Origin of the sequence: Faecalibacterium hattorii, from assembly GCF_003287455.1 — a bacterium.
Lineage (GTDB): Bacteria > Bacillota > Clostridia > Oscillospirales > Ruminococcaceae > Faecalibacterium > Faecalibacterium hattorii.
The window spans coordinates 75,653-88,548 of the sequence record NZ_PRLC01000007.1 but is presented as its reverse complement, the minus strand read 5'-3'; the positions used below and the strand labels follow the sequence as shown (position 1 = coordinate 88,548).

Genomic DNA, 12,896 nt, shown 5'->3' with positions numbered 1-12,896 from the left:
CGGTTGAAAATTCAGCCGCTTCGCTTTTTTCATGCGTTGATGTTAAGTTTTACAGCGTATCCTTGCCCGGAAGCTGGTTCCACAGGCGGTAGTAGACGCCCTGTTTTGCCAGCAGCTCGTCGTGGGTGCCGGATTCCTCGATGCCTTCGGCACCGAGGACGAGGATGCGGTCGTAATTCTTGATGGTGGTCAGGCGGTGAGCGATGGTCAGGGTAGTGCGGCCGTGGGCCAGCTTCTCAAGGCTGCGGCCCACCAAGATCTCGCTCTCGTTGTCGAGGGCGCTGGTGGCCTCGTCAAGGATGAGGATGGGCGGGTTCTTGAGGAAGACGCGGGCAATGGCGATGCGCTGCTTCTGGCCGCCGGAGAGCTTGACGCCGCGCTCGCCCACGTAGGTGTCGAAGCCGTCCTTCAGGGCCAGAATGAACCGCTCCGCGCCCGCCAGACGGGCCGCTTCAACGATCTCCTCGCGGGTGGCACCGGGCTTGCCGTAGGCGATGTTCTCCGCCACCGAGCCGCTGAAGAGGTAGACGTCCTGCTGGACGATGCCGATGTCCTGCCGCAGACTCTTGAGGGTGACGTGCTGGATGTCCTGCCCATCGATGTAGATGTGGCCGCTTGTCACATCGTAGAAGCGGGGGATTAGATTGCACAGGGTGGTCTTGCCGCCGCCGGAGGGGCCCACTAACGCCAGACGCTCGCCGGCCTTGATGTCAAGGCTGACGTGGTGCAGGACCTTGTTGTGGTCATCGGGGTACTCGAAGCTGACGTCGTCGAACCGGATGGCACCGGGGCCGGGCTGCAGGGGCTTTGCGTCGGGGGCGTCGTGGATGGGCACGGGGGTGTCCATGATCTCAGCGAAGCGCTCGATGCCGGTCATGCCGCGCTGGAACTGCTCGGCGAACTCGACGATGCGGCGGATGGTGGCGATCAGGGTGGAGACGTAGAGCACGTAGGCCACGAGGTCGCCCGCGCTGATCTTGCCGTACACCAGCGACAGGCCGCCCGCAAGAATGACGACGAGGTACATCAGGCCGTCGAACAGGCGGGTGGAGGTGTTGAAGGCGGCCATGGCGTAGTAGCCGAGGGTCTTGATCTGCTCAAAGTCCTTGTTGCCCTGCAAAAACTTTGCCCTCTCCTGCTCCTCGGCGGCAAAGGCCTTCACCACGCCCTGACCCAGCAGGCTGTCCTCGATGGTGGCGTTCAGCTCGCCGATCTGGACGCGCTGCTGGCGGAACCGGGCGCGGAGCTTCTGGTTCAGCTTGACCGAGACGATGCCCATCAGCGGCACACAGGCGAAGACTGCCAGTGTCAGCGGGAAGCTGGAACGGCAGAGGATGAGGAAGGACGCCAAGATCTTGATGAAGGCGATGAAGAATTCCTCCGGGCAGTGGTGGGCGAACTCGGTCACGTCGAACAGGTCGTTGGTGATGCGGCCCATGATGGTGCCGACCTTGGTGTTGTTGTAGTAGGTGTGGTCCAGCAGAAGCAGGTGGTCAAAGGCGTCGCGGCGCATGTCCGTCTCGATGTGGACGCCCATGATGTGACCGATGCCGGACATGAAATACTGGGCGGCACCGTCGATGATGCGGAGCACGAAATAGAGCCCGGCCAGCTTGAGCACGATGCCCACCGTCAGGGTGATGCCCACCCCCATGGCGGAGTTGGTGATGGTGCTCATGATCTTGGGCAGGATGATGTCGCAGAGCGTCGTCAGCGCGGCGCAGAACAGGTCAAAGAACAGCACGCCCTTGTACTTGGCCAGATACGGCAGGAACCGCCGGATCAGTGCGCGGCTGCTGGTGTGGTGGGCGCTGGGATCTTGGATGGGTTTGGTTTGATCGTTTGCCATGGTTTCTCCTCTTTTACTCCCTCAGTTACCTTCGGGGAGGTTTATTTTTTTGAATAATCCCGCTCCCCGTAAATGGCGGTGCCGATGCGGACGAGGGTGGCACCCTCGCGGATGGCGTTCTCGTAATCGCCGCTCATGCCCATGGAGAGGGTCTCCATCTTCACATTGGCGTAGCCGCGCTCCCCGGCTTGGACAAAGAGCTTGTGCACGGCGGCGAGATAGGCGCGGTTCTGGGCGTCATCGTCGTTGACGGGGGGGATGGCCATCAGGCCGCAGACGCGGAGGTGCTCCTGCGCAGCAGCAGCGTCCAGCAGGGGCCAGAGTTGCTCCGGCGAAACGCCGGACTTCGACTCCTCGCCGCCGATATTCACTTCCAGCAGAATGTTCTGCACAAGGCCCGCCTTGGCGGCTTCCCTCTCGATGGCGGCCAGCAGGTGCTCGCTGTCAACGCTCTGGATCAGGCTGGCGCGGCCCAGCACCTTTTTGATCTTGTTGGTCTGCAAATGCCCGATGAAATGGCTCGGCTTGCCGCAGTAGGCCCCGGCGTCATAGTTGGCGCAGAGCTCCTGCACGTGGTTCTCGCCGAACACATCGATGGGCAGGGCCGCGCTGGCGGCCACGGTCTCCGCCGTGCGGGTCTTGCAGGCGGCGCAGAGCTGTACTTCAGCGGGGGCGCGCCCGGCTTCGCGGGCGGCGGCCGCCATCTTCTCGCGGATGGCGGCAACGGCCTCCCGCATCTCTTCCAGTGTCTTTTCAGCCATAAAAACTCAGTCCTCCTCGGTATAGCGGGCGCGCTCGCCGCCGATCAGCTTCGGGCGGGTGCGGGCGCAGAGAATGTTTGCTTCGCCGATTTTGGAAAGGCTCAGCCGGACCGGCACGGCCACCCGGCGCAGGTGCATCCCGATGAGGGTGCCGCCGATATCGATGCCCGCATGGGCGCGGATCTCCTCCACGGCGATGGGGTCGCGGAACTGCTTCCAGCAGGTCGTGGCCCAGCTGCCGCCCGCATGGGGGCGGGGCACGACGCAGACTTCCTCCCAGCCGTATTTCTCGGCGGCTTCCCGCTCGATGATGATGGCGCGGTTCAGGTGCTCGCAGCACTGGGCCGCCAGCCAGATGCCCTGCTGGGCCAGCACGGGCGCGATGCCCGCGTAGACGGCTTGGGCGGCTTCCAAGCTGCTGTCCTTGCCGATGTGCCCGCCGACGATCTCGCTGGACGAGCAGCCCACCACAAAGACATCGCCCCTGCGGAGCTTGGCCTGTGCCAGCAGCTCAGTCACCGCCTGACGGGCCTCTTCTTCGATTTGCTGTTTGAATGCTTCGGTCATAGTCAGATCACCTCATATCCTTACCCAATTCAATTCTGTTTCCCCGGAAATAGCCAGATACAATCGGCTGCCCACGGGGCAGAGTGCGGTGGTGCTGCCCGCTTTTTTGCCGGAAATGGTCAGCCGCCCGCCGCCGGGGGCGGCAGCTTCGGCCCGGATGCTCCCGGCGGGCAGGGAGAACAAATTCTGCTGCATCGTCCGGCTCAGCCGGAGGGCGGCTCCCCGCAGCAGGGTGCGGTCCGCGTGGTTTTCCAGCCAGTCGGCGCGGGCCCAGCGATAGCTGATATACAGGGTGCCGTCCTCGTCCAGCGCCAGTGCACCGGGATATCCGGGCAGACCGGTCAGGGCCGTCCCGCAGTTCCTGCCCCCGGCGGTCAGGCCGCGGGCCGAGGCCTCCACGCTCCAGATGCAGCGGGTGCCGAGGTCGGAGACGTAGAGGGTGCCGTTTTCATCCAGCGCAAGGCCGGAGGCTCCGGCTGCCCCGGTCAGCACGGTCTGCACCGTGCGGGCGGCGGGGTCGTAGACGTAGACGCTGCCGGTGCCGGTGTGGGCGACCAGCTCCGTGCGCAGGGCGCTCTCCACGCCGTGCTTCGGCGAGACGGCGGCGGCATCGGTGAAGTAGACGCTCCCGTCGGCCCCCACAGCCACGGCGGTGGGGCAGGAGAGGGCGGTACCGTCGATCTGGGTCACGATCTGTTCGGAGGCGGCACCCCAGCCGTCGTACCCGGCGCGGCAGAGGGCCCCACCGCTGGCGGTGACTACGGTGTACCAGATGTCGCCGTCCGGGTCAAAATCGAAGCCGGTGATCTCGCCCTCCGCCGTCAGGATGGAAGAAAGGCCGCTGCCGTCCTCCCGCATCCGCAGCAGCGCGGCCCCGCCGGCGCGGGTGTCGGCCTGTGCGGCGAAGTAGAGCCAGCCGTCCCGCTCCCGGATGCAGGAAATATCCCGCCAGCCGGTGACGGAAAGGACGTCGCCGCTTTCGGCGGTGGGTCCGGCGTCCGGCATCGGCTGGACCTCCGGAGCCGTGTAGGGCGTAACGGTGACGTCAATGGGCCGCAGCACCAAGCCCCAGACGAGGGCAGCGGCGGCGCAGAATACAAAGACGATGCTCAGCTTCTGGAAGCGCTGGAGCACTTCCTCCCGCTCGGCGGCGCGCTGGGCCTCCTGCGCGGCCCGGCGGCGGGCGGCGGCTGCCGTGGAGCGCTGGGCGCGGCGCATCCAGCGCTCCACCCAAAGGGCGGCGCTGGGGCCGATGGACAGGGCGGCGATGAGCAGGATGAGCAGCAATTCAACAAGTCCGATCCGCATGGAAGTATGGTCCCTTTTTTCCTTAAAATGTGTGTGGTTTCGTATCGTTTCAGTATAGCACACTTGTGCGCAAAAGCGCAAGCCGCGCCCTTCTGGATTGCACCGCCGGAATGTGGTATACTGAAGGAGGGGGTTTTTCCAAACCCTTCACCCAAACTTCACAAAAATTTCCAAACTTCGCTGTATGATATCCTCAGAAAATCAGAAATTATTCCGTGAGGAGGGAGCCACTGATGGCAAAAATTCTGATCGTTGATGATGAACCCCGGATCCGGGAGCTGATCCGGGAGCACCTGCAGTATGCGGGCTATGTCTGCGAGGAAGCGGGCGACGGCTCGGCGGCACTTTCTCTGCTGAGCGGCGGCGGATACGATCTGGTGATCCTCGATCTGATGATGCCGTTCATGGACGGCATGACCTGTCTGCGGGAGATGCGCACCCGCCACATCAACACGCCGGTCATCATCCTGACGGCCCGCGGCGAGGAATACGATAAGCTGGCGGGCCTTGAAGGCGGCGCCGACGATTATGTGGTCAAGCCGTTTTCCCCGCGGGAGCTGGTGGCCCGCGTCAAGGCGGTGCTCAACCGCACCATGCCCCGGAGCGAAAGCGCCGACGGAACCATGACCTTTGGCGAATTGACCATCGACACGGCCAGCCACACCGTCCGGGTGAGCGGCGAGGAAGTCAGCCTGACGCCTAAGGAGTTCGACCTGCTGGTCTTTCTGGCATCCAACAAGGGCATCGCCCTCAGCCGCGAGAAAATTTTGCAAAAAGTGTGGAACTACGATTATTTCGGCGAGGACCGCACCGTGGATACCCACGTCAAAATGCTGCGCGGCCATCTGGGCAAGTGCCGGGGCTACATCGCAACGGTGTGGGGCATCGGTTATAAGTTCGACCCGGACGCGGCGCGGTAAAACGGAGGAACGCAGTTGATGCGGCAACAGGAAAAAAAACGGCGCTCCATCGGCATCCGGGGGCAGTTGATGTGGTTTCTGTGCCTGATCTGCCTTTTGCTGCTGGGGATGTTCTGGTTCCTGAGCACGCAGCTGCTGGAGCCGCTGTACACCAAGCACATCCAGAAACAACTGACCGAGGAAGCCGACCTCATCGTGACCAAGATGGACGAAGCCATTGCGTCGGGCACAACCCTTTCCTACTGGGCGTTCGGCGGCATCAAAGTCACGAACGAGGAGTTCTTCAGCCAGCTCGGCAGCGAGATCTATTCCGGCGGGGAGCTGAGCAGCTTCTGCGTCGATATCTCGGACGCCACCCTCCGAACCATCAAAAAATACGAGAACCTGTCCTATTGCAGTCTGCATCAGAAATCCTTCCCGGATACGCTGGACGACGACGCGTTCTATTCGACGGCCCGTCAGGTGCGCCAGTACTGCCGCGAGAACGGGGAGTTTGCCCGCGTGCTCCCGGCGGCCAAGCCCTCGGCCTATAATCAGCTCGTTGTGGGGCGGATGACGTCGGACGGGGCCTATACCGTCCTCGTCAGCACCACCCTGATGCACGTTTCCGAGGCGGGCACGGTGCTGAGCACGGTGCTGCCGCTGGCGGCGGCGCTGATCTTCGCGTTCTCCATGAGCGCGGCGTGGCTGTTCAGTGAGTGGTTCACAAAGCCGCTGCGCCAGCTTTCCGGCGCGGCGCGGCAGGTGGCGCAGGGCAACTACGCCGTCCATGTGGAAACACGGCGGAACGACGAGCTGGGCGACCTTGCTGAGGACTTCAACCATATGGCGAAAGAGGTCCAGCGTGCCTCCCAGATGCAGCGGGACCTGCTGGCCAACGTCTCCCACGACCTGCGCACTCCGCTGACCCTCATCAAGGGCTACGCGGAAACGGTGCGGGACATTACCGGCGACGACAAGGCCCACCGCGACGAACAGATGAACATCATCGTGGACGAGGCCGACCGGCTGACGGCCCTTGTTTCCAGCGTCATGGAGCTGAGCAAGGTGACCAGCGGCGCGGAAAAGTGCGAGAAGGTCCACTTCGATATGGCCCAGCTCTGCGACGAGGTCAGCGAGCGGTACGATGCCATCTGCACCCAGAACGGCTGGCAGCTCCGGCTGGAACTGCCGGAGGAGGAACTGCCCGTTTACGCTGACCCCAACATGATGCAGCGGGCTTTGCACAACCTGCTGGGCAACGCCATGCACCACATCGGGGCCGACGGCGTCTTCGTGCTGCGGGCGGAAAAATGCGCCGAGGGCGTCCGGGTCGAGGTGGAAGACCACGGCCCCGGCATCGCGGCGGATGACCTGCCCTATATCTTTGACCGGTATTACCGCTCCCGCTCCGACGCGGGCAGGCAGGGCACCGGCCTCGGCCTGTCCATCACCAAGGCCATTTTCCAGCAGCACGGCTTCCGCTTCGGTGTCCAGAGCACTGTGGGCAAAGGCACGACGTTCTGGTTCCTTATGACAAGCAGATAAACGAAAAGACTGCTGCACACTCCCTCCGTCACGGCTTCGCCGGGAAGAGAAGTTTGCAGCAGTCTCTTTTTTATTGGATCAAATTCAAGCGTCGGCAGAGCGGTAAACGCCGAGGCTGTTGTCGGGCTCCGGCATCTTGACGCGGGAGGCGCGGTCATTGACCGCGACCAGCATCCAGCCCATGAGGGCCAGCACCACCACGATGATGAGCCATTTGACAGCATTGGGAAGTTTTTTCATGTTGACGTTCCTTTTTCGTTAAAGTTCCGGACGGCAGCGCTTGCGGGCGCGGGCCAGCAGGGCGGCGGCATCCGCAGCGGAAGGAGCGTGGACCCACGCGGGGCGGGGCGCGGCCCCCTCACCGGAGCTGCCCGCCTCCACGAACTGCGCTAAATCGGTATCGGTGCGGTCGTTCCAGCCGATGAAGCCCTCCGGCGAAATATGGGCCCCCAGCCGGCAGTCCAGCACGGCGGTCTTGCCGGTGGGCCGCCACGGACGGCCTAAGTAGATGGTGCCCGCCGGGCAGTCCGAGACGAAATCGCAGTCCCAGAAGACGAAGCCGAGGCCGTCGGCCGGGCCGGAGGGGGCGGTGATGTAGCTGTGGGGGATGTGGTTGTCCACCGTGCGCAGAGTGCACTGCTCAAACAGCGCGTCCGCCCCGCCGAAGATGAAATCGATGTCGCCCGCGATCTCGCAGTTCTGGTAATACTGGGCGGTGGCGCGGCGGGGCGCAAAGGTGCGGGGGCCGAGGAAGCCGTCCTTTTCCCGCTCTTTTTCGGGCAGCGGGGCGCAGAACAGGGTGTCCTGATTGCCCAGCAGCTTCACCCGGCGGAAGACGGCCCGTGCGCTGTCCACATAGGCGGCCACGGCCTGTCCTACGGCGCTGCCCGGCCCGGCGTCGTTCTCAATGGTCAGATCCTCCACGGTGAGCTGTTCCCCGCTGAAAAAGGCGGTGTAGCTGCGGAAGGTGTGGGTGGAGCGGCCATCCGGGTGGGGCAGTCTGCCGCCGTCGCCCCAGACAAGGCGGGTGGCGTCGGCTCCGGCTCCCCGCAGGGTGATGCGGCGCTTTTCGCAGACCAATTTTTCCCGGTAAACGCCGGGGCCGATGGTGATCTCGGCTTCCAGCTCATACGGCACGGCCAGCACAGCTTCGGAAATGGAAGCGTAGTCGCCGCTGCCGTCCTGCGCGACGGTGAGGTTTAACATAGAAAAGGCCCTCCAAAGATAAGGATTTGTCTTTGTACAACCTCTCAGTCTCGCTGCCGCTCAACAGTCGTCCCCTTCTGGCGTTTACACGCCACCTCCCCCGGCCGGGGGAGTCTTTCCTAGTAGGGGAGCCTCTGGCGAAACCGGGAACTTTGCGAGGACTGCCAAAGCCTCCCCTACAAGGGGAGGTGGCATTGCGAAGCAATGACGGAGAGGTTGTACAGAGCAGATGCTATCATTATAGGCCCCGTTTATGAACAAATCAACGTCCACAGCTTTCCAGCCGCAGGACGGCGGCGGTGATATCGTCGGGGCGGCCCGTTGCTTCGGCGCGGGTGCGGGCAGTTTCTACCAGCGCTTTGGCCAGCTGTTCGGGCGGGTCGGCAGCGGCAGCGGAGAGTTCCAGCTGCTTGAGCACCCAGCCTGTGCCGTCCACGAGGAGCCCATCCGACACGAGCACCGCATAATCCCCGGCGGCGAGGTGCACCACCCGGCTCTGGCCGTTTACCCCGCCCAGAATGCCGATGGGGAGGCTGGCGTCCCCCACGGGCCGCGCCCGCCCGCCGTGGACGAGGAAGCCCGGTGCGGCCCCGGCCTTGAACAGCCGGGCGGTGCCGGTGTAGAGGTCCACGCTGATGAGGTCCAGCGTCGCGCCGCTCTCCTCGTCGCTCTTGAGGGCCAGCGCCACATTGACCAGCCGCGCCGCCAGTTCCGCTGTGAACCCGGCCTTCAGCAGCCGGGCCGTCAATTCGGCGGCAAGGTTGCCGTCCACAGCGGCGGGGCGGCCGGTGCCCATCCCGTCACAGAGGATCATCTGAGCCGCCGCCGGGCTGCAGAACTGCTGAACTGCGTCGCCGGAGATCGTCCCCCGCGCGGCGCTGGCCGCAAAGCCGAAGACGGCCCGCAGCGCGGGCTTTTCGGAGAAGAGCAGGGTGGTCATTCCCTTGCAGGAGAGGACCTGCGGCGGCTCGAAGGTGCGGCGGCAGAGCCGCCCGACCTCCTGCGCCAAGGCCGAAAGCTCGGCGGCAGCAAAGCGGGTGCGGGGCAGGGTGACCGCCGCCCGCGTCCGGCCGAGGTCGTCCAGCGAGACGGCGCATTCCAGCGGCGGGGTGCCGAGGCTCGAAAAGAAGTCCGCCACCCGCCCGGATTTGTAGGGCTCCGGATTGCCGGGGCGGCCAAGCTGCTCGCTGAGCACCCCCAGCGCATCGGCCACGGCGCTGTACTGCTCCGTTAAGGCGGTGCGCATGGCTTCGGCGTGGACGCGGGCCTCCTTCCGGCTGCGGTAAAGCGCGAAGGACTTGTTCGCCGCCGCGCAAAGAGCCGCCGGGTGGATGCAGCGGGACAGCGCACCGGGCAGGTCGCTGGTTTCCAGATGTCCGTTCTGTTCCAGAATGGGACGCAGTGCGTTCATCCCGTCCAGCGTGGCGGCGTATTCCTGTTTCCAGCAGCATTCCCGCCGCCCACAGTTGAAACAAAGGCTGTCGTGGGTGTTGTCGATGACCCAGCGGAAGCTTTCGCACCGGTGGGGCAGGGCGTCGTAGACCTCGTTGACCGTCTCCGCCAGCGAGGACAGGCTTTCCGCCACCGCTTCCAGCCGGGTAGCCGCCGCCGAAAAGCGGGGCCGCTCCTCCGGGGCAGCAGCCTCTGGGGCGGGCACCGGGGCCAGCCAGTCCTTCGGCAGAAGTGCCGCCGCTGCCAGCCCGGCCCCGGCACTGAGCAGCAGGGAAAAGGCATTTCCGGGCGGCTGAACGCAGAGCACCCCGGCCACGCACCCGCCTGCGTAGGCGGCGAAGGCTTCGATGCGTCGGCCCGGTGCCAGCAGGGCCCCGGCGGCACTGGCGCAGGAAAGCCCGGCTGCTGCCGGGCCGAGGGAAGGGTCTGCGGCACAGAGGGCAGCCCCGGTCACAGCGCAGTACGCGAGGGCGGCGGTGGGCTGGCCCCGGCAGCAGAGGGCAAGCTCGACGGCGGCACAGACCGCCACGCCAAGGCAGAGCAGCCCCAGCGAAACGCTGCCCAGCGCTGCCGCTGCCCCGGCCGCGACCAGCAGCATCCCAACGCCGGGCGTTTCGGGCGGGAACCGCCGCAGCGCGAAGCCCAGCGCCGCCGCCAGCAGAGCATCCGCTCCGCAGGTCAGCAGGAGATCGACCCCGCCGCCCGTGGGGCCGAAGGCAAAGCAGACGGCTCCCAGCCCCAGCGCCCCGCAGCCCGCCAGCGCGGCAGGGCGGAACCGGCCCGGCCAGAGCCACCGCGCAGCCACGGCGGCCCCCACCGCACAGAGCAGACAGAGACTGTCCAGCGACAGCGCCCCGAACCCGTGGAGCAGGAGGCCCAGCAGGGCCCCTGCCGCACCGGCGGCGAAGCAGTCCTCCGCGAACCCCAGCGTCAGCCCCAAGCCGAAGGGCATCAGCGCGCCGTACAGCACGGCCCACCCGCCGAGGAACCCGGCTAGAAATGCCGACCCCTGCCGCAGCGCCGGGCGGACGGCGGCCCGCGGCATCAGCGCCGCCGCAAAGGGGTGAGAAACATCCGTTTTCAGAACTTTGAGCATGAAAAATCCCCGCTTTCCGGCGGGGATCTTTTGTCGTTGTTCTGTTTCCCGCGCCGCTTGCATATACTGTAGCGCGGCCGCAGGGCGTTTTTTGGGGGCGTGCGGGGAAGTTTGCTAAATCAGCAGAAATACCGCACCTCACCAAAGAAGTTCTTCCATTTGGCAATGACTTCTTCGCTTCGGGCTTCAATGATCGCCATGATGTTCCGCAGCACACGCGGCGGAATGCCTGAATTGTTGTGGCATAGATAACATTTTCCGGCCCGTGTGATCCAGATCTTCGTGGCATTGCTGCTGGGGGCTCCCTGCGATACATGCACATGAATGGGTTCTAGCGGGTCGTTTTCGTTGGCCCAGAAATAGACCCAGTAGGAGCCGATCTTAAAAACCTGCGGCATTCTCTACGCCTCCTTCTTTGGAGAACTGCAAAATAAGATGTGCCGTGGTCTCAAGGAATTTCTGGTAGCGCCCGATCTCTTCGGGGGTGAAGCCGCTGATATCCGTCCATGTATAGTCGGGCAGATAGCAGACAGCAGAATGAAAACAATCCTTCGCGTCCGGTTTTTCAAAGTAGACCTTTACACGCTGGTCCGGAAGCATTTCCGAATGAACGATCTCGGTGTTGTCGTCCAATGTCATAAACGGATACATCATGAAAAATCCCTCCCGGTATTGTTTTCTTAAAAATGGGGAAGCAACAAAAACTTACCCGTTCAGCTTCTCGATGGCGGCCTTCACGCGGGCGAGGATGGTCTCGCGGCCCATCATGCAGGCGAGGTCGGTGCCGCCGCCGGGGGTGCGCTGCTTGCCGGAGAGGGCGATGCCCAGCGGGTAGAGCAGCCAGCCGTTCTTCTTGCCCAGCTCCTCGGCCTTGGCCTTGCAGGCGTCGAAGACGGCGTCGCGGTTCGTGAAGTCCAGAGCCTCGTCGCTCAGCACGGGCAGCAGGGCCTCCAGCGCCTCCTTAGCGGATTCGGGGGTGGTTTTCTGCTTTTTGTTGGCGTACAGGCTCACATCGTACTCCGGCATGGCGTCGAAGAAGTCCAGCTGCTCCGGGATCTCGCCCAGCACTTCGCACCGGGGCTGGAGGTTCGCACAGAGGAGCTTCTTGTCGATGGGGGTGTGCACGGCCTGATCGATCCACGGCTCGGCGGCGGCGAGGAAGTCCTCCGGGCTCAGGCGGCGGATGTACTCCGCGTTGATGGCCCGCAGCTTGAGGGGGTCAAAGATGGCGGGGGATTTGGAGATGCCGTCCGGACTCCAGACCTTGCGCAGCTCGTCGAGGGAGAAGATCTCCTGCTCGGCGTACTCGCCCTTGGGGCTCCAGCCCAGCAGACAGATATAGTTCAGGATGGCGGCGCTCAGGTAGCCCTTGGCGCGCAGATCCTGATAGCTGGCATCGCCGTTGCGCTTGGACAGCTTGTTCTGGGCATCCTTCATGACCGGCGGGCAGTGGATGTAGGTGGGGATCTCCCAGCCGAAGGCCTGATACAGCAGATTGTACTTGGGGGTGGAGGACAGATACTCACTGCCGCGGATGACGTGGGTGATGCCCATCAGGTGATCGTCCACGACGTTGGCGAAGTTGTAGGTGGGCATGCCGTCGGTCTTAATGAGGATCTGGTCGTCCATCTCGCTGTTCTCGACCTCGATGTGGCCGTAGACCACATCATCGAAGCCGGTGATGCCGGTGCGGGGGATCTTCTGGCGGATGACATAAGGCTCCCCGGCAGCCAGACGCTTCTTGACCTCCTCTTCGGGCAGGTCGCGGCAGCAGCCGTCGTAGTGGGTCATCTCGCCGCGGGCGCGCTGCTCGGCGTGGAGGGCTTCCAGCCGCTCCTCGGTGCAGAAGCAGTAGTAGGCTTTGCCCTCGGCGACGAGCTGCTCGGCATACTGCTTGAACATGCCCATCCGTTCGCTCTGGACATAGGGGCCCACCGGGCCGCCGATGTCCGGGCCTTCGTCCCAGTTCAGGCCCGCTTCGCGCAGGGTGTTATAGATGACGTCCACGGCGCCTTCCACATAGCGGCCCTGATCGGTATCCTCGATGCGGAGGATGAAGGTGCCGTCCTCGTGCTTGGCCATTAGGTAGGTGTACAGCGCGGTGCGCAGGTTGCCAACGTGCATATAGCCGGTGGGCGAGGGGGCAAAACGGGTGCGGACTTTGTTGCTCGGCATAAAAACGCTCCTTATCTATATCGACAAATCAATTT

At 64.1% G+C, this 12,896-nt stretch carries 12 protein-coding genes; 2 read left to right on the top strand and 10 right to left on the bottom strand.

Annotated elements, in window-relative coordinates:
• Window positions 1–49: 49 nt before the first annotated feature.
• Genes C4N23_RS06410 through C4N23_RS06395 form a run of 4 tightly spaced genes read right to left on the bottom strand, consistent with a single transcriptional unit; the run spans window position 50 to window position 4,485 of the window.
• A complete protein-coding gene (locus tag C4N23_RS06410; protein ID WP_112144880.1) occupies window positions 50–1,849 on the bottom strand; it encodes an ABC transporter ATP-binding protein in 1,800 nt (599 codons plus the stop codon).
• A 41-nt stretch (window positions 1,850–1,890) separates the two neighbouring features.
• Window positions 1,891–2,610: a YggS family pyridoxal phosphate-dependent enzyme gene (locus C4N23_RS06405; protein ID WP_055191709.1), complete on the bottom strand. Its 720-nt coding sequence runs from the start codon at window positions 2,608–2,610 to the stop codon at window positions 1,891–1,893.
• A 6-nt stretch (window positions 2,611–2,616) separates the two neighbouring features.
• Complete coding sequence (locus C4N23_RS06400) at window positions 2,617–3,177, bottom strand: TIGR01440 family protein (protein WP_055191707.1); 561 nt, start codon at window positions 3,175–3,177, stop codon at window positions 2,617–2,619.
• Window positions 3,178–3,189: 12 nt separating this feature from the next.
• On the bottom strand, window positions 3,190–4,485 hold the full coding sequence (locus C4N23_RS06395) for an SMP-30/gluconolactonase/LRE family protein (RefSeq protein ID WP_112144878.1): 1,296 nt from the start codon (window positions 4,483–4,485) through the stop codon (window positions 3,190–3,192).
• A gap of 233 nt (window positions 4,486–4,718) precedes the next feature.
• Between C4N23_RS06395 and C4N23_RS06390 the strand changes: the two genes are divergently transcribed.
• Window positions 4,719–5,405 carry a response regulator transcription factor gene (locus C4N23_RS06390; protein ID WP_055191703.1) on the top strand — a complete coding sequence of 229 codons (687 nt, stop codon included), beginning with the start codon at window positions 4,719–4,721 and terminating at the stop codon, window positions 5,403–5,405.
• 18 nt (window positions 5,406–5,423) lie between these two features.
• Window positions 5,424–6,932, top strand: coding sequence for a sensor histidine kinase (locus C4N23_RS06385; protein WP_112144876.1), 1,509 nt, complete (start codon window positions 5,424–5,426; stop codon window positions 6,930–6,932).
• An 84-nt stretch (window positions 6,933–7,016) separates the two neighbouring features.
• On the opposite strand, the gene C4N23_RS13995 is transcribed toward C4N23_RS06385, so the two are convergent.
• The 6 genes from C4N23_RS13995 to gltX form a co-directional block, all read right to left on the bottom strand.
• Entirely contained in the window at window positions 7,017–7,172 is a 156-nt protein-coding gene (locus C4N23_RS13995; RefSeq protein ID WP_172678652.1) for a hypothetical protein, read from the bottom strand.
• 18 nt (window positions 7,173–7,190) lie between these two features.
• Window positions 7,191–8,138: a pectinesterase family protein gene (locus C4N23_RS06380; protein ID WP_112144874.1), complete on the bottom strand. Its 948-nt coding sequence runs from the start codon at window positions 8,136–8,138 to the stop codon at window positions 7,191–7,193.
• 262 nt (window positions 8,139–8,400) lie between these two features.
• Entirely contained in the window at window positions 8,401–10,686 is a 2,286-nt protein-coding gene (locus tag C4N23_RS06375; RefSeq protein ID WP_242983743.1) for a SpoIIE family protein phosphatase, read from the bottom strand.
• Between the two features lie 119 nt (window positions 10,687–10,805).
• Window positions 10,806–11,084, bottom strand: coding sequence for a DUF4160 domain-containing protein (locus C4N23_RS06370; RefSeq protein WP_112144870.1), 279 nt, complete (start codon window positions 11,082–11,084; stop codon window positions 10,806–10,808).
• Window positions 11,068–11,340, bottom strand: coding sequence for a hypothetical protein (locus C4N23_RS06365; protein WP_112144868.1), 273 nt, complete (start codon window positions 11,338–11,340; stop codon window positions 11,068–11,070). Before C4N23_RS06365 ends, C4N23_RS06370 begins: the two co-directional genes overlap by 17 nt.
• A 51-nt stretch (window positions 11,341–11,391) precedes the next feature.
• Window positions 11,392–12,861, bottom strand: a complete 1,470-nt coding sequence (gene gltX, locus C4N23_RS06360) for a glutamate--tRNA ligase (RefSeq protein ID WP_112144866.1) — start codon at window positions 12,859–12,861, stop codon at window positions 11,392–11,394.
• Window positions 12,862–12,896 lie beyond the last annotated feature (35 nt).